The organism is Phenylobacterium glaciei (genome assembly GCF_016772415.1).
Taxonomy (GTDB): domain Bacteria; phylum Pseudomonadota; class Alphaproteobacteria; order Caulobacterales; family Caulobacteraceae; genus Phenylobacterium; species Phenylobacterium glaciei.
This window is the reverse complement of the sequence record NZ_JAGSGD010000001.1, coordinates 1,558,312-1,583,547: the sequence shown is the minus strand read 5'-3', so window position 1 is coordinate 1,583,547 and position 25,236 is coordinate 1,558,312. Positions and strand designations below refer to the sequence as shown.

The 25,236-nt window shown below is 64.9% G+C and carries 21 protein-coding genes; 6 read left to right on the top strand and 15 right to left on the bottom strand.

Features of this window, described 5'->3' with window-relative positions; genetic code table 11:
- Position 1: 1 nt before the first annotated feature.
- Complete coding sequence (locus tag JKL49_RS07630) at positions 2-535, top strand: DUF4199 domain-containing protein (RefSeq protein ID WP_215339552.1); 534 nt, start codon at positions 2-4, stop codon at positions 533-535.
- Here JKL49_RS07630 and JKL49_RS07625 read toward each other — a convergent pair.
- Positions 521-1,465: an ornithine cyclodeaminase family protein gene (locus JKL49_RS07625; RefSeq protein WP_215339550.1), complete on the bottom strand. Its 945-nt coding sequence runs from the start codon at positions 1,463-1,465 to the stop codon at positions 521-523. The two genes, JKL49_RS07630 and JKL49_RS07625, sit on opposite strands and share 15 nt — an antisense overlap.
- 7 nt (positions 1,466-1,472) lie before the next feature.
- Positions 1,473-1,988, bottom strand: a complete 516-nt coding sequence (locus JKL49_RS07620; protein WP_215339548.1) for a hypothetical protein — start codon at positions 1,986-1,988, stop codon at positions 1,473-1,475.
- A 42-nt stretch (positions 1,989-2,030) separates the two neighbouring features.
- Between JKL49_RS07620 and JKL49_RS07615 the strand changes: the two genes are divergently transcribed.
- On the top strand, positions 2,031-2,579 hold the full coding sequence (locus tag JKL49_RS07615) for a gluconokinase (RefSeq protein ID WP_215339546.1): 549 nt from the start codon (positions 2,031-2,033) through the stop codon (positions 2,577-2,579).
- Here the strand turns inward: JKL49_RS07615 and JKL49_RS07610 are convergent.
- From JKL49_RS07610 to JKL49_RS07565, 10 genes are all read right to left on the bottom strand, one after another.
- A complete protein-coding gene (locus JKL49_RS07610) occupies positions 2,576-3,046 on the bottom strand; it encodes an XdhC family protein (protein ID WP_215339544.1) in 471 nt (156 codons plus the stop codon). The two genes, JKL49_RS07615 and JKL49_RS07610, sit on opposite strands and share 4 nt — an antisense overlap.
- Before the next feature lie 134 nt (positions 3,047-3,180).
- Positions 3,181-5,034, bottom strand: coding sequence for a phosphoenolpyruvate carboxykinase (GTP) (locus JKL49_RS07605; RefSeq protein ID WP_215339543.1), 1,854 nt, complete (start codon positions 5,032-5,034; stop codon positions 3,181-3,183).
- A gap of 344 nt (positions 5,035-5,378) precedes the next feature.
- Complete coding sequence (locus JKL49_RS07600; RefSeq protein WP_215339542.1) at positions 5,379-7,817, bottom strand: TonB-dependent receptor plug domain-containing protein; 2,439 nt, start codon at positions 7,815-7,817, stop codon at positions 5,379-5,381.
- 549 nt (positions 7,818-8,366) lie between these two features.
- Positions 8,367-9,242 carry an SMP-30/gluconolactonase/LRE family protein gene (locus JKL49_RS07595; protein WP_215339541.1) on the bottom strand — a complete coding sequence of 292 codons (876 nt, stop codon included), beginning with the start codon at positions 9,240-9,242 and terminating at the stop codon, positions 8,367-8,369.
- Positions 9,243-9,298: 56 nt separating this feature from the next.
- Positions 9,299-10,051, bottom strand: a complete 753-nt coding sequence (locus JKL49_RS07590; RefSeq protein WP_215339540.1) for an SDR family NAD(P)-dependent oxidoreductase — start codon at positions 10,049-10,051, stop codon at positions 9,299-9,301.
- 767 nt (positions 10,052-10,818) lie between these two features.
- Positions 10,819-13,161 (bottom strand): TonB-dependent receptor, encoded by a 2,343-nt coding sequence (locus tag JKL49_RS07585; RefSeq protein ID WP_215339539.1) that lies wholly within the window; start codon positions 13,159-13,161, stop codon positions 10,819-10,821.
- Positions 13,162-13,222: 61 nt separating this feature from the next.
- Positions 13,223-14,200, bottom strand: coding sequence for a FecR family protein (locus tag JKL49_RS07580; RefSeq protein WP_215339538.1), 978 nt, complete (start codon positions 14,198-14,200; stop codon positions 13,223-13,225).
- A gap of 97 nt (positions 14,201-14,297) precedes the next feature.
- Positions 14,298-14,795, bottom strand: coding sequence for a sigma-70 family RNA polymerase sigma factor (locus tag JKL49_RS07575; protein WP_249778048.1), 498 nt, complete (start codon positions 14,793-14,795; stop codon positions 14,298-14,300).
- A 475-nt stretch (positions 14,796-15,270) separates the two neighbouring features.
- Positions 15,271-15,930, bottom strand: coding sequence for a DUF4304 domain-containing protein (locus tag JKL49_RS07570; RefSeq protein WP_215339535.1), 660 nt, complete (start codon positions 15,928-15,930; stop codon positions 15,271-15,273).
- Positions 15,927-16,535: a hypothetical protein gene (locus JKL49_RS07565; RefSeq protein ID WP_215339533.1), complete on the bottom strand. Its 609-nt coding sequence runs from the start codon at positions 16,533-16,535 to the stop codon at positions 15,927-15,929. Before JKL49_RS07565 ends, JKL49_RS07570 begins: the two co-directional genes overlap by 4 nt.
- A gap of 490 nt (positions 16,536-17,025) precedes the next feature.
- Here JKL49_RS07565 and JKL49_RS07560 point away from each other — a divergent pair, with 490 nt between their 5' ends.
- The 3 genes from JKL49_RS07560 to JKL49_RS07550 all read left to right on the top strand — a co-directional run bounded on the left by JKL49_RS07560 (position 17,026) and on the right by JKL49_RS07550 (position 19,571).
- Entirely contained in the window at positions 17,026-17,187 is a 162-nt protein-coding gene (locus JKL49_RS07560) for a hypothetical protein (RefSeq protein WP_215339531.1), read from the top strand.
- Positions 17,188-17,202: 15 nt separating this feature from the next.
- Positions 17,203-18,129, top strand: coding sequence for a type II toxin-antitoxin system HipA family toxin (locus JKL49_RS07555; RefSeq protein WP_215339529.1), 927 nt, complete (start codon positions 17,203-17,205; stop codon positions 18,127-18,129).
- A 317-nt stretch (positions 18,130-18,446) separates the two neighbouring features.
- Complete coding sequence (locus tag JKL49_RS07550; protein ID WP_215339527.1) at positions 18,447-19,571, top strand: alpha/beta fold hydrolase; 1,125 nt, start codon at positions 18,447-18,449, stop codon at positions 19,569-19,571.
- Between the two features lie 43 nt (positions 19,572-19,614).
- Here JKL49_RS07550 and JKL49_RS07545 read toward each other — a convergent pair whose 3' ends face one another.
- Together JKL49_RS07545 and JKL49_RS07540 are read right to left on the bottom strand one after the other, a co-directional pair.
- Positions 19,615-21,780 carry an AGE family epimerase/isomerase gene (locus JKL49_RS07545; protein ID WP_215339525.1) on the bottom strand — a complete coding sequence of 722 codons (2,166 nt, stop codon included), beginning with the start codon at positions 21,778-21,780 and terminating at the stop codon, positions 19,615-19,617.
- A gap of 342 nt (positions 21,781-22,122) precedes the next feature.
- Entirely contained in the window at positions 22,123-22,797 is a 675-nt protein-coding gene (locus JKL49_RS07540) for a sugar transferase (RefSeq protein WP_215339523.1), read from the bottom strand.
- A 378-nt stretch (positions 22,798-23,175) separates the two neighbouring features.
- Here JKL49_RS07540 and JKL49_RS07535 point away from each other — a divergent pair, with 378 nt between their 5' ends.
- Positions 23,176-24,033, top strand: a complete 858-nt coding sequence (locus tag JKL49_RS07535; RefSeq protein ID WP_249778047.1) for an acid phosphatase — start codon at positions 23,176-23,178, stop codon at positions 24,031-24,033.
- 9 nt (positions 24,034-24,042) lie between these two features.
- On the opposite strand, the gene JKL49_RS07530 is transcribed toward JKL49_RS07535, so the two are convergent.
- Positions 24,043-25,008: an NAD-dependent epimerase/dehydratase family protein gene (locus tag JKL49_RS07530; RefSeq protein WP_215339521.1), complete on the bottom strand. Its 966-nt coding sequence runs from the start codon at positions 25,006-25,008 to the stop codon at positions 24,043-24,045.
- Positions 25,009-25,236 lie beyond the last annotated feature (228 nt).

Here is a 25,236-nt window from a genome sequence, read left to right as displayed (position 1 = left end):
CATGACACGTACAATCATCACCTACGGCCTGATCTCAGGCTTCGCAGCCATCATTGGCATCCTGGCCACCATCCTGACCTCCAGCACCGGCCACGGCAGTGTCTGGCTGGGCTATCTGATCATGCTTGTCGCCCTGTCCTCGATCCTGGTCGCGGTGAAGCAGTATCGTGACCAGAGGCTGGGCGGCGTGATCCGGTTTCAGAGCGCCTTCCTAATGGGGCTGGGCATCGCAGTGGTGGCGTCGGTCGCCTATGTCGCGGGATGGGAAGCCTATCTGGCGGCGACCGGCTACCGGTTCATGCCAGACATGGTGGCCGAAACCCTGGCCGCCAAGCGCGCCGCCGGCGTCACAGGCGCGGAATACGCCAAGGCGGCCGCTGAAATGGCCGCGATGCAGACCTCCTACGAAAGGCCGCTCTACCGCTGGCTCATGACCTCGGCGGAAGTCTTCCCGGTGGGCCTGCTGGTGGCCCTGGTCAGCGCGGGCCTGCTGCGGATGCCAAACTTCCTCCCGGCCAGGTCAGCGAGCGCCTGAATACAGCGCCTGAACGCTGGCCAAGTCCTGGACGATGTGGCCCAGCGACTTGTAGGCGGTGACCTGGTCAGCAGACTGACGGCCCGCCAGCGCGCCCGAGAGCACCTGACCGATCTCGCCCACCACGTGGTCGTCGCCGATCCGGCCCGCGGCCTTGGCCCGCAGGAACTCCGCCCCCTGGGCCAGGACGCCCTCGCGGCTGTCGGCGATGAAGCGGCTGGCGGCCACCAGGTCGTCATCCACCTCGACAGGCCCGGCCCGGCTGGAGCCGACGAGGTTTAGGTGGGTTCCGGGACGCACCCAGGCGCCCTTGAGGATCGGCTCCTGAGACCCGCTGACCGTACAGATGATGTCGGCCTGCGCCACGGCGCTTTCGACGTCGGATGCGGCCACCACGGGCAGGCCGGTCTCCTGCGCCATCCGCGCGGCGAAGGCCCAAGCTCGCTCCAGCGAGCGCCCCCAGACGGTGACGTGATCGAGGGGCCGGACGTGGCGCACGGCTCGCAGGTGGGTCTCAGCCTGTTCGCCGTAGCCGAGGATGGCCAACCGCGTCGCCTTTGGCCTTGCCAGCGCGTCGGTGGCCACCGCGCTGGCCGCCGCGGTGCGGATCGCGGTGACCTCGCCGGCATGGGCCACGCAGGTCGGCGCGCCGGTCTCGGGATCGAACAGGATCACCACCCCCTGGTGGGACTGTTTGCCCTGGGCGAAGTTTTCCGGAAATACGCTGATCAGCTTGGCTCCGAAGGCCGCCCGCTCCCCAAGGGCGCCGGGCATGATCCCGAACATCCGGCCCTCGGCCAGCGGGATGATGGAGCGCAGGTGCTGCCGCGTCTGCCCGCTGGAAAGCGCGATCATCGCCGCGCGCACGATGGGAATGGCGACCTCGTAGGTCAGCCGCTCCCGCACCTCATCCTGATCGATCAGCCGCATGAGGCGCTTATCGGGTCCAGCGCGGTTCGAGGGAAGCCGTGAAGGCGTCTGCACGGCACAGGACCGACACCGGCTGCCCAAAGGTAAGGCCCTCGACCTGGGAGGTGAGGACCTCCAGCACATTCTTGCGGTGGGCGTTGGTGGCGGGCTTGGTCTCCGGATGCGGCAGGTAGATCAGCCCGCGATAGCTGCGGTCGGCATAGGTCAGGTGGCAGCGGAAGAAAGAGAAGGTCTCCGGGCCGATGCGCCCCTCTCCGGTCAGCTCGGCGGTCCAGTCGATGCCCTCCAAGGTGATATCGGCCGCGCCCCGGCTGAGCTCATAGGCCAGCTCGACACTTACCGTCCCCCAGACCAAGCCAGCAATCTCGGCCTCCAGATCAAGGCCCGCGGCCTTGAAGAGCGGCGCCTGTAACCTCAGGGCGCCTCGCGGAAACGGGTTGCCGGGCGCCCCTACCGAGGCTCCCGACGCGATCTGGAAGCCGCGACCGACGGTTCCCCGGTGCAGAGCCTGTTCGGAAGACATCTGCGCCTCGTGTTGTGGCTTGCCGTATGTCAGAAATTCAGCATGTCAGCCGCCTCGACAGTCCCGCAAGTCCCTGCACCCATCGTTGTCGTGATGGGCGTGTCCGGGTCGGGCAAATCCACCCTGACGGAGGCCCTCGCCGCGCGCCTCGGCTGGGCTACGCGGGACGGCGATGACCTGCATCCAGCGGCGAACCTGGATAAGATACGGCGCGGCGAGGCCCTGACCGACGCCGACCGCGCGCCCTGGCTGGCGGCCGTGCGCCAGTGGATCGACGACCGCTGCGCGGAGAACACGCCGTGCCTGCTGGCCTGCTCGGCCCTCAAGCGCACCTATCGGGACGGGTTGCGGGCCGGTCGGCCAGGTCTGCGGTTCATCTGGCTGACCGGCGACCGGCCCACGCTTCATCGACGGCTCGCCGAGCGGACGGGCCACTTCGCGGGGCCAGGGGGACTGGACGGCCAGCTCGCAACTTTGGAACACCCTGCCCCCGAGGAGGGCGCGGTCGCCATCGACATCGCCTTGCCGACCGAGGTTCAGGTGGAGCAGGTGTTGGCGGCGCTAGGGCTCAGCCGGCCGACCACGCCCTAGGCTTCATCCTCCTGCAGCACCTGCAGGACCTGGGCGGCCACCGAGACGGCGATCACCTCCGGCGCGCGGCCGTGCAGTTGCGGGATACCGATGGGGCATTGCAGGCGCGCGACGGTCTCGGACGCCACGCCCCCCTCCGCCAGCATCTCCAGGATCTCATCGCGCTTCTTCCGCGATCCGATCATGCCACAATACCGGAACCGACCCGCGGTCAGGATGGCGGTGGCGATCCGACCGTCCTGCTCATGCGTGGCCCCGGCGATCAGGGCGTAGTCGCCGTCCTCCAGGCAGCCGGCCACCTCCACCAGTTCGTCCTCAGAGAGGATGGTGGCGTGGTCGGCGTTGTGGGGCCGAGTGTCGTAGGCCTCCACCTCGAAGGGCAGCAGGGCGAACTGACGGGCGAAGGCCGAACCGGCGGGGCCTGCGCCAAAGATGGCCAGCCGCGGTCGGCGGGGCGGCAAGGTCATGGCGCGCCCCGCCCTAGATCACGATCACTTTGGATCGAACCGATCCAAAGTCATAAGACATGATCGATTCTTTGTGTTTGGAGCGGGATTGACGCGAAAAACCGGCGCCCACGTTTCGCATCCCGCTCCAGGTCCTATTCCGCGACCATCATGGCCGGGCGGGCGGCCTGGGCCAGACGGCTGACCAGGGCCTCGTACTGGGCCCACAGGGCCTTCGGCATATGGTCGCCGAACTTCTCATAGGCCGGCGGGATCAGGGCCGCTTCTTCCTGCCAGACCGCCGCGTCGACGGTGAGCAGCAAATCAAGCTGCGCCTGGGTCAGGCTGAGACCGGAAAGGTCCAGGCTCTCCTGGCTCGGCACGCGGCCGATGGCGGTGTCGGTGGCCGCGGCCTCGCCTTCCAGGCGGCCGAAGATCCATTTGAGCACGCGGCTGTTCTCGCCGTAGCCCGGCCAGACGAACTTGCCCTTCTCGTCCTTGCGGAACCAGTTGACGAAATAGATGCGCGGCAGCTTCGAGGCGTCAGCCTTGGCGCCCATCTTAAGCCAGTGATCGAAGTAGTCACCCATGTTGTAGCCGCAGAAGGGCAGCATGGCGAAGGGATCGCGGCGCAACTCGCCGATCTTGTTCTCCGCCGCCGCCGTGCCTTCAGAGGCGACGTTGGAGGCCAAGAAAACGCCGTGGGCCCAGTCGAAGGCCTCGGTCACCAGCGGCACAGCGCTGGCGCGGCGGCCGCCGAACAGGATGGCTGAGATCGGCACGCCCTTGGGGTCTTCCCATTCCGGGGCGATGACCGGGCACTGGGCCGCGGGCACCGTGAAGCGGGCGTTGGGGTGGGCGGCCGGCTCGCCGCTCTCGGGCGACCAGGGGCGGCCCTTCCAGTCGGTGAGGCCTTCGGGCGGGGTGTCGGTGAGGCCTTCCCACCAGACGTCGCCGTCGGCGGTGAGCGCCACATTGGTGAAGACGCTGTTGGAATGCAGCGAGTCCACGGCGTTCTTGTTGGTCTCGATCCCGGTGCCGGGGGCCACGCCGAAGAAACCGGCTTCCGGATTGATGGCGTAGAGGCGGCCGTCGTCGCCGAAGCGCATCCAGCAGATGTCGTCGCCGATGGTCTCGGCCTTCCAGCCCGGCAGGGTCGGCTGCAGCATGGCCATGTTGGTCTTGCCGCAGGCGCTGGGGAACGCCGCGGCGATGTAGCGGACGACGCCCTCCGGCGAGGTCAGCTTGAGGATCAGCATGTGCTCGGCGAACCAGCCCTCGTCGCGGGCCATGACCGAGGCGATGCGAAGGGCGAAGCACTTCTTGCCCAGCAGCGCGTTGCCGCCATAGCCCGAACCGTAGGACCAAATTTCCCGGCTCTCGGGGAAGTGGACGATGTACTTGATCTCGTTGCAGGGCCAGGCGACGTCGGCCTGACCGTCTGCCAAGGGCATGCCCACCGAGTGCAGGGCCGGGACGAAGAAGCCGTCGTCACCGATCTCCTTCAAGGCGCCGGCGCCCATGCGGGTCATGACGCGCATCGAGATGGCCACATAGGCGCTGTCGGTGATCTCGACGCCCAGCTGGCTGATCTTGGAGCCCAGCGGGCCCATGCTGAACGGCACCACATACATGGTGCGGCCCTTCATGCAGCCCTTGAACAGGTCCTGCAGGTCGGCGCGCATCTCGGTCGGGTCGAGCCAGTTGTTGGTCGGGCCGGCGTCCTCTTCCTTCTCCGAGCAGATGAAGGTGCGGCTCTCGACCCGGGCGACGTCGCGGGGATCGGAGGCGGCGAAGAAGGAGTTGGGCCGCTTGACGGGGTTCAGCGGCTTCAGCGTGCCGCCGGCAACCAGCTCCGCGGTCAGGGCGTTCCATTCCGCGTCCGAGCCGTCACACCAATGCACCCGGTCTGGCTGGGTCATGGCGGCGGTCTGCTGCACCCAGGCGATGAGTTTGGCGTGTTTGGTCGGTGCGGGGAAAAGCCCCGGAATAGTCGTGGTGGCGGTCAAAGCAAAACTCCCCAGCCGGCCCCAGGCGCTGCAGCGCCCCAATATGGGTCCGATCCCTAATGAACCAAATTCTAAATGGCGAGAGCCGCAAAGCAAAGGCGGCGCCGAAATCTGTTGTTAAGCCCAATGTTACGCAGGGTAAGTCGGAAATGCCGGTCCGCTTTAGGTTTATAAATATGACAATATCGGCGTTACAAGGCGCTGACTGGTACGGGTCCTAGGTCGCAGACATGAATCTGTGACACCAATGACACCGGTGTCTATTTCTACTTCCCCATCCATACGAAGAACGGCGCGGCGTTTGACACGCCGCGCCGTCCAGGTCGTTCAACCTATGTCGTGACCTACCACTTGTAGCTCAGACGGCCATAGACGAAGCGGCCGTTGAAGCCGAAGGGCGAGAAGCCCGGGAAGCCGATGGAGCCCGTCGCGCCGCTGTTGGCGCTGGGGGTGAAGCGGGGATATTCGTCAAGGATGTTATTGGCGCCCAGCGCCACGGTCACACCCATGGGGAAGGTGTAGCGACCTTCCAGGTCCACGAGGACGGCGCGACCGGTACTGTAGTCGAAGGCCGCATTGTTGTTCGGAACCAGAACGCTGTCATAGTCCGTGACCTTGGTGCTGATGGCCACATTGTTGCGGGTCCAATCAGCCCCGAACACCAGCTTGCGCTCGGGGGTGCCTTCTTCATAGGTCAGGCGATTGCCGCGATCGAAGAGGAAGGCCGGCTGCGGCAGGGCCGACAAGGTGGGCAGGGCCGGCGTTTTGGTGACTTCGGTGTCGTTGAAGTTGGCCGCGCCGGTCAGGTCCAGGCGGCTGTCGCCCAGATCGAAGTGATAGCGGGCCACCACGTCGACGCCCTTGGTGGTGGTGTCGACGCCGTTAATGAAGAAGCGCGCCGCGCTCACGCCGAACGGGGCCAGGAGAGCGTTGATCGCCGCGGTGGTCGCCGCAGGGGTGTTGGTATTCGGCAGGTTCTCCGAAAGCACGATGCGGTTCTCAAGCTCGATCTGGTAGGCGTCGACGGTCAGCTCAAAGGCGCCGGCGCGGTAGACAGCGCCCAGCGAGTAATTGACCGAGGTTTCCGGCTCCAGCGGCTTGGCGCCGAGCGCACGGGCCACGGCGCTCGACACCGGGAAGGTGCCGACCTCGATGAGCTGGAAGGTCGAGCCCACCAGGACGTTGTTGGTGGAGGTGTAGGTGAAGTACTGCTGCTGAAGGGCCGGGGCCTTGAAGCCGGTGGAGACCGCGCCGCGCAGGGCGAAAGCGTCGTTGAAGTCATAACGCAGGGCGATCTTGCCCGTGCCCTTGCCGCCGAAGTCGGAATAATCCTCATAGCGAGCGGCGATGTCGAAGCCGAGCTTATCGGTCAGCTTGCCTTCGACGTCGGCGTAGACGGCGTAGTTATGTCGCGAGACATCCACCACATTGGCGGGGCGGAAACCCGGGAAGCCTTGAGAGACGCCGGCCTTGGTCGGGTCGGGACCAACCGTGTAGGAGGCAGGTTCGCCGGCGCCGATCTTGAAGCCCTCGTCGCGGTACTCCAGGCCTCCGGCCACATTGAGCGGCTCAACGAGACCCACGTCGAAGGTGCGCGACAGGTTCAGGTCGACAATCCATTGGGTATACTCGAGCGAGCCGGCCCTGAAGGTGCGCTGCGAGGCCGCGCCATAAGACGCGTTGATCGAGTTCACCACCGTGTAGTTCAGCTCGTTCTTCCCGTAGTTGGCCGAGAGATCGACCTTCCAGCCCGCCGCTTCGCCCTTGACGCCGCCCTGGACCGTCAGATCCTTGATCTCGGTTTCGATCTGCGGGAGGAACCCGCCCGGATAGACCGATGGCACGTTGTTGGCGTTGTTATAGGCGCGCGCGGTGGCCGCGGCGTTGGTGTCGCGGTGCTGGTAGCCGGCGAAGCCATAGACCGACCAGGTGTCGTTCAGCGGCAGGCCGGCATTGGCGAAGACCGAATAGCTCTCAACCTTCGGGTCGCCGTAGCGGCCGATGATGCGGGTCGAATTGTAGAGCGGCAGCGCGACAGCGTCGACATAGTTGGATCGGTTGGTAGGGTGGCGGTTTACGTACTCGCCCGACACCGTCAGGAAGCCGCCATCGCCGAGACCAAAGCCCTGCCACGCGGCGACCGACTCGGTCAGGCCGTCGTGGGCGTCGCGCTTGCCGCGCGAGGTGCGCACGGAGGTGTCAAAGATCCCGTAGTTCAGGGTGGCGCCGCCACCGGACGCCGCTTCGCGCAGGCGGATATTCATCACCCCGGCGATGGCGTCGGCGCCATACTGGGCCGAGGCGCCGTCGCGCAGGACCTCCACACGGTCGACGGTTACGGTGGGGATGGTGTTGAGGTCGAAGGCGGTGGAGCCGCGGCCGATGGAGCCGTTCACCGCCACGAGGGCCGAGACATGGCCGCGCATGCCATTCACAAGGACCAAGGTCTGATCAGGGGCCAGGCCGCGCAGGGTGGCGGGGCGAACGTGGTCGGTGCCGTCAGTGATCGCCGGACGCGGGAAATCCAGAGCGGGGGTCAGGTTGGCCAGCGCCTGGGCCAGTTCGGTGGAGGCGCCCTGGCGGCTGATGGCCTCGGCGCCGATGACATCGACGGGGACAAGGGTATCGAGCCGGGAACGGCCGACGACGCGGGTGCCGGTGACCACCAACTCCTCGACATTGACTTCACCAGAGCCCGAACCCGCTGCGGTTTGAGCGGTGGCGGCGCCCGCCCAGAGAGCGGCGGCGGAAACGGCGGCGTAGAGCAGCGAGCGGTGGCGCATTCGAAAACCCCAATATCATCCGGACAAACCGAAGAGTTGGCGCGCTTCTAGTCCCTCTCAGCATGGGTTGGGGCAGCATTTTTGCAACGTGAGTCAAAAACATCATGCAAGTCGGTGCGGGCGAGCCTGACGGAGCTGGCATGCGCGTTGTGCGACAAGCGGACATGAGGGGATGGTTGAAACGTCTGCCCCAAGCTGCCGCCCCGACCTGTGTAGACGTCACCAGGCCGGGGCTATGCAGCTGATGTCGGTGACTGGAGAACCGACAAAGCTTCAACGTGTGACGACCATGGCCGTCGCACTAACGGAGCGAGCCCATGGGCACCTGAAGACACCGCCCCGACTCATCGCCCGGTGGACGTCGGCGACCATGGAAGCCACCTAACGCATGTTGAAGTCGCAGCCAGCCAGGCACGTCGACCTGGCGGCGCATGGGTAGGGCCCAGTGGCTCAAGTTCGCCATGTTGATGGAGAATTCCTGGGTGTCGGTCGGAATCTGGATGTTCGCGGCGATCAATAGCCAAGCGCCGGTCTGGGCCTCCAGGTTGTCTACTTGTGGCTGGCGCGGCGGATGGGCGTGGGCATTCCAGTTACGCCCGGTTTTAGCGCGAAGAGACCGCCTGCCAAAGGCTCAAGGGTCAACTCCGATTCCGAAAGCCCGTCGCGGGCGCTGGTCACAAACAACGTGGCCAAATCCTTCCCTCCGAATGCACACGAAGTGGGTTGCGATACGGGCATCCGAACCACCCGCTCGATCATGCCATGGTTGTCGTAGCGAACGAGCCGCGACGCCCCCCACTGCGCGCTCCAAAGATAACCTTCAGCATCGATGGCGGCCCCATCTGGCGTTCCGACCTCACCCCGGGTATGCGCGAAGACTCGTTGCCTAGATAGGCGCCCGAGGGCATCGACATCATGCGTGAAGATCGTCTGCAGCTTCGAATCTGCTATGAAAAGAACTTGTCCATCAGCACTGCAAGCTAGGGTGTTGGGAATGTGTATTCCGTCCAATACCATCGCGGTGCTACCATCGGGATTTGTACGGTAGACAGAGCCTGGTCTCTCGCCCTCATTGTCGTCCATCATGCTCCACCAGAAGCGTCCCTGGCGATCCAGTTTACCGTCGTTAGAGCGAAAACCGGCCGGAACGGCCACAAGATAGATAAGCTCAAACTCAAGCGTCGATGGACTGAAGGTCGCTAGGCCAGCCTCAGTAGCCAAAAGTAGAGTTCCGTCTGAGCAAACCGCACCCGCGCTTGCCCTGAGTGGCAGAAGCGCTTCGCCGGTCAGGTTGGTGGATGGTTCGAGCCAATGAAGGCGCCGCGCTCGAATATCAAACCAATACAGTCGACCCGCAGCTTCATCCCAACACGGGCCCTCGCCTAGGGTGTTTGCGCATTCGACAAGACACTGAACTACGTCCATTCGCTTTCCAACTCAAGATAACAGCGAGCAATTAACGACCGACCTCTGCTGAGACCTTACGTCCTCCCACCATCAATCACCATCACCTGGCCAGTAATCACTGAGCTGTCCGAGGCCGCTAAAAATAATACTAACGGTGTAACATCTTGCGGATAAATACGCCGTTGCAATGAAACTTGCGTCATCCACTCCGATTCCGCTTCCGGCGTAAGCCAAAGCTTAAGTTGGCGATCTGTAACGATCCAACCTGGCGCAATGGCATTGACGCGAACCTTGAACTGACCCCATTCGCGGGCCAGCGACTTCGTCATTGCATTGATAGCGCCCTTGGCCGCCACATAGCCGGCAAGATTTGCAGGACCGAGAATCGCGTTGATCGACGTGATGTTGATGATCGAGCCACCACCGGCTACCTTCATAAAAGGAAGAGCCGCTATCGAAGTAAAAAATGCAGGATCGAGGTTCACTGCTAATATTTGACGCCATGCTTCTGGCGAGGTTTCACTCGCGGCGTGTCTTACGTCGTTCGCTACATTGTTTACGATGATGTCTAATGCGCCAAGCTCTTGAGCGGCGTCTACGATCGCCCTTTGAAGATCTACAGGATCCGTAACATCGCACTTACGAAACCAGCAACCACCTAGTCGCCCAGCGAGGGCCGCACCCGCCGCTTCGTCAATATCAATGAATGCTGGCTTAGCACCTTGCCTGTGGAAGGCCTCCACAATTGCGCCGCCAAGTCCGCTTGCTCCACCAGTGACGAAGGCCACCTTGCCCTTCAGACTCGGGAATATTGCCAACTCTTCCATGCGATCCGCCCTGTCCGCAAAATCATCGCCGTAACGCCTTTGAGCATTGGTCCGCTTCGAAAGCGCTCAGTTACCTGATCAACTCACGGTATGAATAGATGATGCTGCGATAAGACGACGACATAAATCTCAGTCTTTTTCACATATGTAGATTTTCTAAACTAGAAATCCCAGTTCTGGCGCTTATTGCGCGGCACTGTAAACAATACGTCCATCATAGTTCATGCACGGAAATCTAGCCGACGCGTTTACTGGGCGCGGGCAGAATGACGAACGACCCGATCCACGACGCCCGCGAGGTTGCCGCCCCGACCTGTGTAGACGTCACCAGGCCGGGGCTATGCAGCTGATGTCGGTGACTGGAGAACCGACAAAGCTTCAACGTGTGACGACCATGGCCGTCGCACTGACGGAGCAAAACCGGGGGCTAGTCGGCCAAGCTACGATTTGAGAAGTTAGCATCCATACAGGTTAAGAATCTATGGCCGGCCGGCTCGCACGGTCAGATGCGTCATTCTGGCCTGGAGCTTGCGGCCCCGGCGCCAAACTGTTTGCGGAGGAGAGCGCGGCCCCAGCCGCTCTCCTCAGCGGGGCCGCGCTCATCCTGGCGTCGCGCCTGTACGAACCGGGTCCGCGGTGGGCGACACTCTGCCGCGGCCCAGAACCGTTGGGCCGTGGTCTGACTCCAAGGCCCCTCCAGTGGGTCCCGGTGTCCCTTTCAAGACGGCGCTAAACTTGGCGACCCCTACGTGCCGTCGGAATTCTTTTTAGAAGGCGGTCGAAAAGGTCACGCCCATGGTTCGGGGGCGTTGTGGGGTGACCTGCCGAACCTGGCTGAAGCTGAAGGGATTTCCGTAGGCGAAGGTGTCGCTTAAGGCGTTGGCGGGGTTGGTGATGAACACCTCCGCCGCACGTCTTCGGCCGCTTAGTCCCACCGACAATTTGGCGCGGACGTAGCCGCCCATCTCCGGGGACAAGGCCGGATCGAAGGTCACCCGTGAACGCCCCACATAGTTGGCCTCCCCCACCACCCGCAGGGCCAAGTCGCCGAACACACGGCGCTGGTAGGTCGCCAGAACGCCCCCAGAAAGGCCCGGCGCTCCCGGCAGGCCCCGCGTCAGTTCCGGCGCATAGTCCGGGTTGGCGCGGATAATTCGGGTTTGTGAGACCAGCGCGTTGGCCTGCAGCGTCAAGCCCATGTCCCAGCTGTAGGCGAGTTCGGTCTCCAGCCCCGCGACACGGGCGTCGCCAACATTGGCGGTATATGGAATTCCCGATGGCCGGAACTGGTCGGTCTGAATGTTCTTCCATACATCGTAGAACAGCGCCGAATGGGCCACGAGGCGCCCGTCGAAGGCGTGTAGTTTGGCGCCGAGCTCATAGTTGCGCAGGCGATCGGGCGCGAAGGTTTCGCGGGCTGTCGCAAGGGGTCTGGCGCCACCCGAATTGATTCCGCCGGCCCGATACCCCTCCGAAATCACGGCGTAGACAAGATTTCCAGACGCCGTTTCCCACTGGAGGGAAACCTTGGGTGAAACACCGGCGAAGTCGGCGCGCCGCACGAATGACCGCGGCGCGAAGCGTTCCGACACCACATCCGACGTGGTCTTCCCACTTATCTTGAAAGCGCGGCCACCCAGAGCGACGGTCCATCCTGGGGAGACCCTAAGGGCGGCTTCGCCATAGGCCGCCAGTTCGAAAATGCGGTCTCGCCTCTCGTCGCGATAGACTGCGGCGAGCGGACCGACAGGCCCACGGGCCATCAGGGTGGCGGGAGAGGTCTCGGACGTGTCAGACCCATAGAGGCCCGCCAGCCATTGGAAAGGACCGGCGCCGCGCGAGGTCAGGACAAGATCTTGCACCAGCATCTCCGTCCGCGTGGTGTCGGAATAGACCGCTCGCTCCGAGCCATTGGCCGTGAACAGGTCCACGACGGCCGATGCGTCATAGAGGCTGGAATACGTGTGCCGCACGAACCCCGTGGAGGAGACGAGCTCGCCCCATCCCCAGGTCCCCCTGACGGTCGCGGCGACGAGTGCGATACTGCTGCCGTGCGGCTCGGCGACCCGGCTGGCGCGCTGCAGGCCCGAGGCCCGGTTCGTATAGTGGGTGTCCTCAGACTTCAGATGCTGCACCGTTCCGGAGAGATCGACTGTCCAGATATCATTGGGCTGGAAGCTCATTGAGACGCGGCCGCCGTAGCGTCGCGTCCGATCGACGTTGTCGCGGCGGAGGTTGATATCGTCGAGATACCCTCCCTGACTCTCTTGGTAGGCGGAGATCCTCAACCCGGCCGCGCCGTCGAACAAAGGAAGATTGGCATAGCCTTCGACGTCCCCGCTCGGCGCGCCGTCCTGTGTCCAGGATCTGGAGCCAGAAACCTGCGCTGACGCATGCAACAGGTCGGGTTTTCGGGTGACGATGCGGTAAATTCCGCTCAGAGACCCTCCCCCGTAAAGGGCGCCCTGCGGCCCGCGGACCACCTCAATCCGCTCGACATCGACAAGGCGCAGGTCTGGGTCGGGGGCATTGTAGTTGATCGGCGTGTTGTCGAGATAGGTGCCGACCGTGGAGCGCGAGCGGCCCGTAAACGCGCCGTCTGAGAGTCCCCGCAAGATCAACTTGTCTCGGCTAGGCCCGAGGTTGGTCGTCAACACGCCCGCGAGCTGACCCGAGGTCTCGCCGGGGTCCGCGGCGCCGGTCGCCGCAAGTTGCTCTGCGGAGATGACACTGACGGCGACGGCGAGCCGTTCGGTGCTCTGCACGCGCTTGGTCGCGGTGACGAGGACCTCCGACACCGCGACCGGAGGGCTCGTCGTTTGCGCCGCGACGGAGGGGTCGGCTGGGCGAATCTGCACCGATCGAGAGCCTACGACACGCCAGGCGCAGGGCGCGCGGGCCAGCAACTGGCTCAGCGCCTCCTCGACGGTATAGGCGCCCTTGATGCCGCCCGCGAGGCCGCCGCCGCACGCCGAGGCGCCCAGCAGGGAGATGTCTGCCTGCAAGGCGAGGTCGATCAGGGACTCCGGATAGGGCTTGGCCGCGATGTTGAAGCGGACGCGTTCGGGCGCCGCGTCAGCCTCGCCCGCCGCAAAGAAGATCGCGGTCACGCAGACGAGAGCGCCCAAAACTGACCAACGCCGATGGATCGAACGCCCCCCGCTTCGACGCCTATTTTCTGTGAAGCACCACGCCTTCCGGGGAGTCTATCGCCGCAATCGGCAACATTAAAGCCAATCGTCTGACGACATCGGATTGACTGTCCATCACCAGGACGCCGGAGATAGGCGTCCGGCCCAGTTCCACGTCCGCGATGAGGATGGGTTTTGCAAATTGTCGGTTGAGGTCGGCGACCACGTTGGAGAGCGGCTCGTCGCGATAAACCACCCGACCCGTGCGCCAGCTGAACGCCACGGCCGGTTCGATGGTGCTGAGGCGCGTCGCCCTGCCCCCCCCAATGGCCAATCGCTGGCCTGGGCGCAGAACATAGGTGCGGCCGGGCGCCCCGTTGGGGGCGGGGCCCACTTCGACAACGCCGCGCGCCACCGTGACGGCGACGCCGCCCTGGCGATTTCGGACATCGAACTGGGTGCCCACCACCCGAACGACCTGGTGGCCGGTGGCGATGGTGAAGGGTCGATCTCGGTCGGCCGCCACATCGAAAATGGCTTCGCCCTCTCCCATGACGACCCGCCGTTCGTCGCGGCCCAGGGTGACCGCGAGCTGGGTCTCGGCGTTCAGCTCGATCTTGGATCCATCGGCCAGCGTCACGACCCGATGTTGTCCATTGGCGGTGGCGTAGGTCTCGGTCGCCGGCTTGGACGCCAGCGACGGCAGGACAACGACCACCAGGGCCGCCGCCGCCGCAAGGCTTCCGGCGCCCACAAGCCATCGCCGACCAAGACCTTGCCGGGCGCGGCGACGTTCGAGGCGCGTGAGCTCCAGAACAATATCGTGGCTCGACGCCCCAACGGCGTTCCAGACCGCCAACGCCTGATCATAGGCCCGCGCGTTGTCTGGCGTCGCGCCCAGCCAGCTGTCGAAGGCCAGCCCATCGGCCTCGGTGAGGTCGTCGGCTTGCAGGCGCGCGATCCAGTCGCTGGCCTGCGCCAGACGCTCCTGCGCTCGGTCTTGAAGCTCGCCGATCATCGGCCCACCTGCGTGATCGTGGCCGCAATGACCTGATCGCGAACTAAACGCCGCTGTGGCGACCGATCCCCCCGTCGAACGCGTTTTTGTGACGCACTCATGACTGCAGTCTCGCAATGAGCGCCTTCAGGGCCACACTGACGTGCTTCTCCACCATCTTGACTGACACGCCCATGGCTTGGGCGGTCTGGATCTGGCTCAACCCCTCAAGCTTGTGCAGCCGAAACGCCCGGCCCATCTGAGGCGGCAATTCGGCGACGGCCTCGACAAGCTGCCCCAGTCTCTGGCGCGAGACGATCACCTCGTCTGCCGCAGGACCATCGTCGACTTCCGCGCCGCCTAAATCGGTGCGCGCCACCATGCGCCACCCGGCCTCCCTCTGAGCCGAGCGTTGCGCACTGCGGGCGGTGTCGAGCATGAGATTGGTGGCGATCCGATAGAGCAACCCGACCGGAGCCCAGGCATCGACCGTTTCCTCGCGGGCGGCGAGCTTTAGATAGAGATCCTGGGCGAGATCCTCGGCGGCCTCGAGCGATCCCGTCCGCGCAGCGAAGAAGCGCACCAGGTTGGCCCGCTTCTCGAAATAGGCGCGCAACAGGGCGCTCTGCCCCTCATTGCTGGACGGCCCGGACGTTATCAAGTTCGGTCTCATTCCTCCGCTGGCGGCTTAGGCCGCGCTCGTTCATCAGGTCGGCACGGCCTGATCGGCCCAGGAGGCTGATCGGCGACTTCCTGTCGTCAACAAGCCTAAGGATTCGGGCCCTCCTGCGATAGCGGGTTCGCCTATCAGGCCGTCACGGCTTGGAAAAAGAGAACTCGGCGGCGCGGCGCCGCACGACCTAGGCGCCCCGACCGGCGGCCTCGCCCACCCCTCGCTGGGGATAGAAGGTGGGTCGGAAAGCTCGGCCGAACGGTTTCAATTCTGCTGCACCCGGAACCGGCTAAGTTCTGCGATGGCGCAGATGATGTGGTCTTACACAACTAATGCATCCACTCCGGATGCATTAGTAGATATCCCGAATGTGGTTGCGGGTGACCAATGCATCTAGTTCGGATGCATTGGCAGACTCTCAGCGTGCGCCAGCAGGTGGGAAATTTCCTCTTCGGAGGGCCGGTGATTGGGAGATGGAAGGTGGGCTCGCGCGTCCTTGCGAGGCGACCTCTCCGCTCCGGCCAGGACAGCCAAGCCACCGCAGGAGGATGTCGATCTCGGCCTGATCGGATGGCGCCAAGGCCTTGGCTGGATTCCTCAGCGCGGCGCAGGCCTCGTCCAGCTCCCCCAACCGGTAGAGCGTCAGGGCGAGATAGATACGCGAGTAGGAATTCCTCCACTTGAGCTCACGGCGTCCAAACCAGTCGGCTTGGCTCTCCAGGCTCCGGTGGGACTCAAGATAGGGGGGGCCGTGAACCCGCACCGCGTCGGCGAGTTCCGCCGGGCCATTCGGATCGCGTCGCCACCATCGATCATGACCGTCGATGATGGTTCCGATCCGCGTCAGGAAAATCTGCGTTTCAGCGGGCGGCCGCCCGGAAAACACCTGCCGGTGCAGATCCTCGGTGGCCAGATTGCGGGTCCACAGATTGGCGGTCACGCCGGCGATCTGGCTGACCTGAACATTTACCTGCTCAAGGAGATCGTCGTGGCGGCGAGAAAGATCCATGCCCTCGCGCTTGAATCCCAACGGCGCCAGAGCCTCCGCGAGCGCGCCGGGATAGGTCTTGCGGCTCATAGAAAATCCTTCGGGTCGTAGTAGATCGCCCGGACTCGTTGCTTCAAGCCGTCCTGATATCGCTTCACCGCCTTGGTGGCCGCCTGCCGGCCGGAAGGCGTGTCAGGCTTGAGCTCAAGATAATATCGCCTGGTCTTGCCCGCCGGCCCGCGCGGCGGCGTACCGGCGTCGGGCTTCATCCGTCGACCATCCACCGTCTTGGCCGGTTCATAGTCCCACCCCTCCTTGGGCCTGAGCCTGTCCTCCAGCTGTTTATGGGCCTTGCGACCCGCGCGGGTCGCCCAGTTGTCGCCGACCCGAAGGTGCGGATCGCGCTCCGCAAGCTGAAGGGGGGCTTGCTTGAGCGGTGTTCCGGCAAGGCGCGCCGCGATCGCCGCCGCGCCTTCGAGGCTCATGACAACGGCGGCCGGCGCAAGCGCGGGCACGGCCATCCAGGCGTTCTTCCGACCTATTTCACGTTCAACAGCGCCGAATTCCGCTTGCTGGCGACGAAGCTCCGCCAAGTCATCGGCGGACCCCACAAAGCCTCGCAACGCGCCATAAGAAGCTGTTCCGGGTGTCGGATTCGCCGAGGTCGGCGCGGGCGCAGTTTGGGCCGAGGCCAAGCTGACCGCCCTCCCCGCGGTCGGCGTGGGGAGTCGCGGAGCTGGACTTCCCGCGTCGAGGATACGTGCCCCCAAAGCCCGCACATCGCTGGGTCTTGGCGCGACAAGATTCAGACCCAACCTGGTCGCGCCTGCCCACCCCTCGCGACCGACCGCCTCGGCGGCGCCCGCAAGACGCGCAACTTCGCGCCGCCGACGAGCCATGAACTCCGCCACGCTCTCGACGCCCACGTCACCGCGGGCCGGCTGACCTCCAGTCATGCCGATCCTTTCTCGAATGATTGAAACCCGGACTGGCGCGCCTGCGGAGCGCAACCGGCGCACCTACGCTACCGGACAGCTTTCAGCATGCCAGATGACGGTGTTGCTGTCAAGAACAAAACATGAACATTATGGCCGTGCGATTCAATCGGTGGAGCTGTGAGCGTCGGATCAGCGCCTCCGCGCACGGGCGGGCCGGGACCACCCGCGTCCGCGGGCGCCGTCCATCATGAGGCTGGCCCCCGGCGTCCCCCTCAAGGCGGCCCTCGCCTTCGATGCGGCAAAGCCGGCTATGCCCGCCGCGCGATTGGCCATGGCTGATCCCGTGGCGCAGATGGAATGGGAGGCGCCGGTGATCGCCGCCCGCCTGCCGGTCTCTCCGCTCCTCTAACCGCCGGAACGCGGGTTGCAGGCCGCGCGCAGCCGGGAGTTCGAAGGCCTGCATGGCTTCCTGGCCGACAGCCTCCCGGAAGGCTGGGGCCAGCTGCTAATGCGCCGACGCCTGAGCAAGCTCGGCGTCAACATCGATGCCCTGTCCCCCCTCGAACGGCTGGCCCTGGTCGGTGACCAGGGCCGCGGCGCCTTGGTCTTCGAGCCGGCCACCGCGCCTGCTGACCAGGTTGAGAGCCTCGATCTGGACGCCTTGGCCGCAGACTCCCTGAAGGTGCTGAGAGGCGAGGATGGCGCGCTCGCCGACACCTTGGCGGGGCTGGCCGGCGCCTCAGGCGGGGCGAGGCCAAAAGTCCAGGTCGGCTTCGACAGCCAAGGCGCCATCTCGATCTGCGATGGGGAAGTCACACCTGGCCACGAAGCCTGGATCGTCAAATTCCGCGCCAACGAGAACCCCATAGACATTGGCCCCATCGAAGCGGCCTACGCCGCCATGGCGAAGACCGCTGGCCTCAATCTGAGCCCCTATCGCCTACTCCAAGCCCGGGCGCGTCCAGGATACCTTGCGACGCGCCGCTTCGACCGCCCGGCGCCGGGCCGGCGGCTACACATGGTCTCGCTGAGCGGGGCGATCGAGGTCCGGCCTTCACTACTTTCAAGCTACGACACCTTCCTGCGGGCGACCCACGCGATCACCCGACATGCGGAGGATGTCGCCGCCGCCTATCGGCGAACGGTCTTCAACGTCCTGGCCTGCAACCGCGACGACCACACCAGGCAACACAGCTTTCTGATGTCGGAGCGCGGCGATTGGCGGCTCGCCCCGGCCTATGACCTGACCTTCTCAGCCGGTCCAGGCGGCGAGCACTATCTGGACATCGAGGGGGAAGGCCGACATCCCACCCGGCGCACGTCCTGGCGCTCGGGCTCCGGCACGGACTGAGTGCTCGGCAGATCGCCGAGGTGATTGACGCCGTCAGGGCCTCGGTCGCCGACTGGCGCAGGTTTGCTCGGGAGGCAGGGGCTACGCTCCGATCTCAGGAGGCGGTCAGTCTGGCTCACGAAGACGTCTGGAGGCGCCTTTGACGTCGCCCTGGGGAAAAAGCCACGGGGTTGCTCCGCTAAACAGTCGCCCGCAGGATCTCGATCGAATGGCAGGCCCGGCCGAGCTGGGATGCATAGGCCAAGTATCGCGTCTTGGCAGGCTCTACCGGATCGCAGCCTTGAGCCCCAGTGCGGAGAATGCGCATATTACGGGTTATGGAGATCGCTACGGTCGAAGTCCTGGCGACCGAATTCGCCAGGCGCTTCTCACGCTATCGCCAAGCGCGTCAACGAAAGCCCGTCCTCCAATATCACGACATGACATTCACCCGTTCGCCCGTGAAAGTTCCCGCGTTGCTCTGGGTCGGCGACCACGCCTGGTTCCGACTTGCGCTGGGTATGGTCCTGGCCTGGATTGGCCTTGGAATGGGCGGCTGCGCCACAACGAACGGGCCGGTTGGCGTCCCTCCGGGTTTGGCAAGCGGCGAGCCGTTCTTCGAATGTCGTGGCCAAGCCTCAGCGGCTCCAACGGTGGTGCTTGAAGCCGGTGCCTTCGGCACGTCGGCCGACTGGGGTCTGGCGATGCGCGACCTCGTCAAGACCGGGCGCGTCTGCGCCTACGACCGCCTGGGCCTCGGCCGGTCTCCGGACCGCACCAACCCCCCAACGCCGGAAAACATCGCGCGCGACCTCGAAAGCGCCCTCGATAGCCTGGGGGAGACCCAGCCCGTCATCCTCGTGGGCCACTCCAACGGCGCCTTGTATGTCGAAACCTTCGCCACCCTGTTTCCCGCCAGCGTGGCGGGCGTGCTGTATGTCGATGGCGTCGGCAGCGACGACCTCGACGAGCCCTTGGTGATGGAGGACCTGCATGATGAGGAAACCCTCGCCCGCCTGGCGGCGGTCGGCGGGCGCATGGGCCTGGCGCCGCTGGTGGTCCAACCGACGATCGACGCGATCGGTCTGCAAGATCCAGCGGCGCACCACAAATGGGCCGCCCTCACCTCCCCCCGGCATCTGAAGAATGCCCGCGATGAGGTGCTCCAAATTCTACCCGCCCTGCGACGGGTAAGGGAGATCGGCGGGGTCGGCCGGGCAACGCCCACCGCGGTGGTCGTGGCCAGTCTCGCTCCAACCGACCCCACCGAGAGGGCATGGCGGCATGCCCAGGCGGCGCCGGCCCGGCGGGCGTGTCAGGGCTGGGTCCTCGACGCCGATGGCGCCACCCACGTCTCCCCTCTCGGCCGGGATCGGAGCTACCTCCTGGCCGCGATTGAGTGGCTGAAGACCCCTGGTCTCAAGTCTGCGCCGACCTGCGACGCGCAGGGATTTCGCCCGTAGACGGTCGGAGGGCTGACGCATTCGGCCAACTCATCGACCTGGCTCAGCTACGAGCGGCCTGGAAACGGCTCAGCTCGGTGATGGCGCAGATGATGTGGTAGAATGAACTCGCGGGTGCGGGCTCATCCAGAAAGGTCCCGTCCGGACGGAGCTTGTCGTACCAGACCCCCGCCGCCGGCGTTTCCAGATAGAGCTTCAGGCCGTTGGCCGCAGCGAGGACGTCGACGTCCTCACCCAGCGCCAGCGCCGCCTTCATATACTCTGTTTGAGGCCAAAGCCGCGCTTCGGGCTCCCAGACCGTGAGGTCGTCCCAAAGGGCGTTGATCGCGATGCCGCGGTCATCGACGCCCTGCTTGCCGTATTCGAACAGCCTTCGGGCGGCGTCGAGCGCATCCTGGCGGCCGCGAAGCCGTCCCCAGCGCGACATGAGCCACGACCATTCAAACTGGTGACCCGGCTCGACCCGCCGGCCATCGTCGCCGGCGGCCGGTTTCCAGTCTTTGTCAAAGAACTCCCGCAGGAAGCCGCCCTCGGCGTCGATGAAGGTCGACAGGGCCATTTCGGCGATCTCATCGGCTAGGCCGCCCCAGTCGGACTCGCCGGCCTCGACCCAGGCCAGCGAGGCCTCCAGGATGTGCATGTGGCAGTTGGACTGGTTGGGATGATCGTCGGTCTCCCGGAAGCCGGCCTTGGGATCGCGCATCGTCTCCAGGGCGGCGCGGGTCCGGAGGGCTTCAGCCCGTAGGTCGCGCCCGTACCCGCCAACCTGGTGCAGCATCGCCATGCCCAGCAGAGCGAAGGCCTGATCATACACGGCCGCGCCGTCGTCCAGCACCTTGCCGTCGACCGCGACCAGTTTCCTGAACAGGCCGTCGGGGCGCTGGAAGTTCTTGAAGGCATAGTCCAGGCCGTGGGCCGCCGCCTGTTTCCAAGGCCCAGCCCAACCGAGTTCGCCCGCGGTTGTGAAGACATAGACCTGGCGGCCCTGGACCCTGCCGCGCCGCGCCGCGGGACGCGGATCTCCGTCGACGCTCAGGGCTTCGATGAAGCCTCCCAGGTCGTGATCTGCGCCGAGGCTCCACCAGAGTGGAAGCGCATTGGTCATCAGCCAACGGCGATACCACGAGGCGGCCTCCCCAAGACTGGCGAAGTCGCTGCGGGCCGGTCCCTTGCGCTTGAAGCCGTCGGCGGCGGCCTTGACCGTCTGTGCGTGGTCCAGATCGCAAACCAGGACGTCGTCGCCGTCGGCGATGATCGCCACGTTGGACACGCCTATCGCCGCCACCCGGCGACCGGCCGAGGCGCGGACATAGCTGTCCTTCGCGTCGAACAGCATGACGTCGCCGCTGCTGGCGTTGCCGGCGGCGTCGCGAGGCGATGCGCCCAGCACCGCGTCCCAGGCGCCGACGTCTGACCAGGCGAACGCCACCGGCAGGACCGAGGCGCGCCGCGTCTTCTCCATCACCGCATAGTCGATGGAGATCTTTGGCGCCGTGCGGAAGATCGGGCCCAGGAGTTGAGCGCCCGAGGCTGTGCGCGTACTGCCCGTCACACCCCCTTGGGCGGCGGCCAGGACATCGGGCGCATGGACGCTGAGTTCATCCACCAGGGTTTGAGCGGAAACCACGAAGTTGCCGCTGTTCCAGAGGTAGCCGGCCTCGACATAGGCTGCCGCCTTGGTGGCGTCGGGCTTCTCGACGAAGGCCAGCAGGGCCTGCACCCCCTCGCCGCCTTCGGGCTGTAGATAGCCGTAGGCCGCAGACGGCGCAGTGGGCCGGACGCCGAGCGTCACGATGCGCCCGCCTTGGGCCGCCTTGGTCGCGGTGTCCATGGCGACGCGGAACGCCTGGGCGTCGGGGACGTCATGGTCGGCTGAGACCACCACCGCGACGCCGGCGGGGTCACGCTCGGCGATCCACGTGGCGGCGGCGGCCATGGCGGCGGCGGAGTCACGGGGCTCGGGTTCCAGCAGCAGGTCGGCGGCGACGCCAATCTCCGCCAGCTGACTGACGATGGCGGCCTCGTGCGCGGCGCCCGCGACGATCAGTGGCCTGACGGCGTCAGCCAGGCCTAAGACCCGCAGCACGGTTTCCTGGAAGCTGGAGCGGTCGCCGGTGAGCGGGACGAACTGCTTGGGCCGCGTCGGTCGCGACGCTGGCCACAGGCGTGTGCCGGACCCGCCGCACATGATGACCGGATAGACACTCATCCGCTTTCCTCTCAACGACGCACGCGCGCTCCGTCCTGACTCGGCCAGGGGGATTTGTCACAGCTTAACCTTACGGGAATCACACTCCGATACGACCAACGCAAGAGCTCGCCGCTGGACGAGCCGTCATAGTCGGATGGAAACGCCCCCATGTCCGAGAGTCTGCTCCCGCCGTTTGCCTTCAGAGCCCGGCGAGTCCGTCCTGTCGCTCTCACGCGGCCTAAAGCGAGGCGATGGCCACATCCAGGTCTGCTTCGAGTGCTCGCCCTGGCAGGCAATGTCGGTTTGTGGGTGATAGTGGTGAGACTTGTTCGGGCCGCGATGGGTTAAGCCGCATAGACCCTAGAACGAGCCGCGCGAGAACAAGACCGCCGGCACCGTCATCATCAGAATCTTGATGTAGAGCGGGAAACTGCACGAGCGGCTGTAGACCACGTCGAGGGCCACGCGACGGCGATAGGTGGTGTGGTTGCGGCCGCTCACCTGCCAAAGACCGGTGATGCCCGGCTTGACGGCCGCGTAGTCGCGGAAGCGACGGCCATAGCGGACGATCTCGGCCTGGACGATCGGGCGCGGCCCGACAAGGCTCATCTCGCCGCGCAGCACGTTCACCAGTTGCGGGAACTCATCGATACTGGAGCGGCGCAGGAAGTTGCCCAACATGGTGATGCGGGGATCCTGGCGGAGCTTTTGGTCACGGTCCCACTCGGCCTTGGCCGCCGGGCTGGTGGCCAGCAGATGGGCGAGCCGTTCGGCGGCGTCGATCTGCATGGAGCGGAACTTCAGGCATTTGAAGCGCTTACCGCCGACGCCGATACGTTCCTGAGCGAAAATCGCTGGGCCGCCATCCTGAAGATAGATCAGAGTCATGACCACCAGCAGCAGCGGGGCCAGGAAGATCAGAAGGCCCAGCGAAAAGGCAATATCCAGCGTGCGACGCAGCAATGCGTCGGCGGAAAGCCCGGAATGGCTACTGCGTTCGACCGTGCTGATCAATGTCGCCGTAACGTCCGACATGCCCCACCTGCGCTACATCTTACACTGCGTGGTGTACCAGCTGGAGACACCACTACTCGGCACCCGCAATATCATTGCCAAGAAATTAAGCCAACGGACCATGCTAGGCGAACGTCGTTTTTTTATTGCAGGTGCGAGATGATTTTCGGAAAGCAACTTGCGTAACCAGCTGACGCCCAATTTCCTGGCGCCCTCGCCCTTGAGAACAGGCGGCGCTTCGAGGGATCTGTGTCGACCGAGACTGGTGTGGAATTTTGTGTGGCCGCACCGACAAATGAGCCTGCTTGAGCTGCTGGTCCCGCTTGAAACTGTAGTCTAGCCTCTTGCTGGTCGGGTTGCCCAGCTGTCGCGGCGGCCTGTCGCCTTGAGGTGTTTCATATGGCGTCAAACTTGGCCTTGGGCGGCGTCGCCGCCGTGGCGGTCCTGGCGGGTGTGGCCATAGGAGCGTTCGGCGCGCCTCTGCTCAAGACCCGCCACAGTGGTCCGGTGATCGTGACCTCCGACGACGGATCGGGCGTCATGAATCCAGAGGGCGGCTATCTGACACCCGATATCCTGGACGCCGCGCGCCTGTTGCCACCGCCGCCCCTGAAGGGGTCGATGCGCTATGAGCAGGACCGCAAGGTCTTCCTGGCCACCCGCGCGTTGAAGGGAACGCCGCGCTGGAACCTGGCCACAGCCGACGCGGACCAAAGCATTCAAGCGACCTTGGCCAATTTCAGCTGCTCGGTGGGCGCCGACCTGACCCCCTCCTCCGTCCCGGCTATGGCGGCCCTTTTGGAGAAGGTCACGCCAGACGAAATGCGGGCGGTGAACACGGGCAAGCTGATCCATAGCCGCCAGCGGCCGTTCCTGATCGACGCTGGAGAAATCTGCGTGCCCAAGACCGACGAGCTGGCCAGAAGCCCTGACTATCCCTCCGGCCACACCACCTGGTCGTGGATGACAGCCCTGCTGCTGGCCGAGATGGTTCCCGAGCGCGCCACCGACATCCTGATCCGCGGCCGCGTCTATGGCGAAAGCCGCGTGATCTGCGGCGCCCACAATGAGAGTGCGGTGGAGGCCGGGCGCATCAACGCCTCGGCGCTGGTGGCGGCGCTGCACGCCTCACCGCAGTTCCGGGACGACCTGGACCTGGCGCGCGCCGAGCTCGCCAGCGTGCGCCGCAGCGGCCGGCCGCCGTCTGCGGCCAGGTGCGTGGCCGAGGAAGAGCTATCAAAGGTAAGCTATTTCTAGGCTGACCACCTAGTCGAAGCGTCCACCAGTCTCGGCGCTCCAGCTGCGAAGCGCAGCCTCGAGGTCGCTGGAGAACTCATAGCCGTTGGCCAGCAACCAACCGGGTTTGATGCGCGTCGATTGCACCAGCTTCATCACCCGGTCGCGGTGAATCGCCGTTTTAAGCCCCAACTTGGCGGCCAGCTCGAAGACATATGCGGCGGCCAACATGGGGGCCAGAGGAAGCACCGGCGGATGGGACTTTCGCCCCGTCACCCGGGCGAAGGTTTCGACAATGGTTTGGGTTGTGCTGACGCCGGGGTAGGCGAAATTGTAGAGGATGGAGGGATCGGAGCGATCCAGAGCAAACTCCATAGTTCGCAACAGTTCGTCCACATAACCGCCGCTCTTCACGGTGTCGCGCCGACCAGGGAATACGAAATAGCCACCTCGTAAGGCCTTGGCCAGATGGGTGTAGTTCCCGCGTTCGCCAGGACCGAACACCACGCCGGGGCGCACGATGATCAGCCGGCGACCGGCCCCCTGGGCCTGCCAGCGCCGATGGATGACCTCTGCCAGGCGCTTCGAGCGGCCATAGGAGGAATTGGGCCGCAGGTCCGAGCCCTCATCGACCTCTTCTTCGCAAGGCCCATATACCGAGATCGAACTGGTGAACACGATGGTCCGGATATCGCAGGCCTCGGCGAAGGCCACGGCATTCAGTGCGCCGGCGATGTTGGTGTCGTAGTACTCATGCTCGGGATGCCCGGGCGTCCGGTGCACAGCGGCCAGGTTGTAAATAGTGTTACAGCCCTCGCCGAGACTTTCAGGGATCGGTCCACGGACGTCCACCGCCTGATAGTCTACGCTCGGTAGCCGCTCACGTGGGGGCACGATGTCCGCGGCCCTCACGAGGGTCGTGGCCGAGGATAGCCTCCTCACCAGTCGTGTGCCGATGAAGCCACTCGCACCCAGGATCGCCGCGCCACTCTTCATGGTATGGTATGAATGGCCCCAAATACCGCGTACGTCTTGCCCTGTCGTCTTGCACAGGCTCTGGACGGCACGCAACCACAATCAAACGAGACCTGACATGAACACGCACCAAGCGCCCCGCGAGCGTTTGCAATGCACTGTCGATGGTCAGGTGGCAAAGTGGCGATGCGGACTTGGCTATAGGCGGTTGCGTTGCTGGCTGAGTTTTCGATGATGTGCCGAATATGC

Excerpts from the sequence above, each read along its gene's own strand:
- JKL49_RS07630 (WP_215339552.1), top strand. The coding sequence starts at position 2 with ATGACACGTACAATCATCACCTACGGCCTGATCTCAGGCTTCGCAGCC.
- JKL49_RS07625 (WP_215339550.1), bottom strand. The coding sequence starts at position 1,465 with ATGCGGCTGATCGATCAGGATGAGGTGCGGGAGCGGCTGACCTACGAG.
- JKL49_RS07620 (WP_215339548.1), bottom strand. The coding sequence starts at position 1,988 with ATGTCTTCCGAACAGGCTCTGCACCGGGGAACCGTCGGTCGCGGCTTC.
- JKL49_RS07615 (WP_215339546.1), top strand. The coding sequence starts at position 2,031 with ATGTCAGCCGCCTCGACAGTCCCGCAAGTCCCTGCACCCATCGTTGTC.
- JKL49_RS07610 (WP_215339544.1), bottom strand. The coding sequence starts at position 3,046 with ATGACCTTGCCGCCCCGCCGACCGCGGCTGGCCATCTTTGGCGCAGGC.
- JKL49_RS07600 (WP_215339542.1), bottom strand. The coding sequence starts at position 7,817 with ATGCGCCACCGCTCGCTGCTCTACGCCGCCGTTTCCGCCGCCGCTCTC.
- JKL49_RS07595 (WP_215339541.1), bottom strand. The coding sequence starts at position 9,242 with ATGGACGTAGTTCAGTGTCTTGTCGAATGCGCAAACACCCTAGGCGAG.
- JKL49_RS07590 (WP_215339540.1), bottom strand. The coding sequence starts at position 10,051 with ATGGAAGAGTTGGCAATATTCCCGAGTCTGAAGGGCAAGGTGGCCTTC.
- JKL49_RS07580 (WP_215339538.1), bottom strand. The coding sequence starts at position 14,200 with ATGATCGGCGAGCTTCAAGACCGAGCGCAGGAGCGTCTGGCGCAGGCC.
- JKL49_RS07570 (WP_215339535.1), bottom strand. The coding sequence starts at position 15,930 with ATGAGCCGCAAGACCTATCCCGGCGCGCTCGCGGAGGCTCTGGCGCCG.
- JKL49_RS07560 (WP_215339531.1), top strand. The coding sequence starts at position 17,026 with ATGAGGCTGGCCCCCGGCGTCCCCCTCAAGGCGGCCCTCGCCTTCGAT.
- JKL49_RS07550 (WP_215339527.1), top strand. The coding sequence starts at position 18,447 with ATGGAGATCGCTACGGTCGAAGTCCTGGCGACCGAATTCGCCAGGCGC.
- JKL49_RS07545 (WP_215339525.1), bottom strand. The coding sequence starts at position 21,780 with ATGAGTGTCTATCCGGTCATCATGTGCGGCGGGTCCGGCACACGCCTG.
- JKL49_RS07540 (WP_215339523.1), bottom strand. The coding sequence starts at position 22,797 with ATGTCGGACGTTACGGCGACATTGATCAGCACGGTCGAACGCAGTAGC.
- JKL49_RS07535 (WP_249778047.1), top strand. The coding sequence starts at position 23,176 with ATGGCGTCAAACTTGGCCTTGGGCGGCGTCGCCGCCGTGGCGGTCCTG.
- JKL49_RS07530 (WP_215339521.1), bottom strand. The coding sequence starts at position 25,008 with ATGAAGAGTGGCGCGGCGATCCTGGGTGCGAGTGGCTTCATCGGCACA.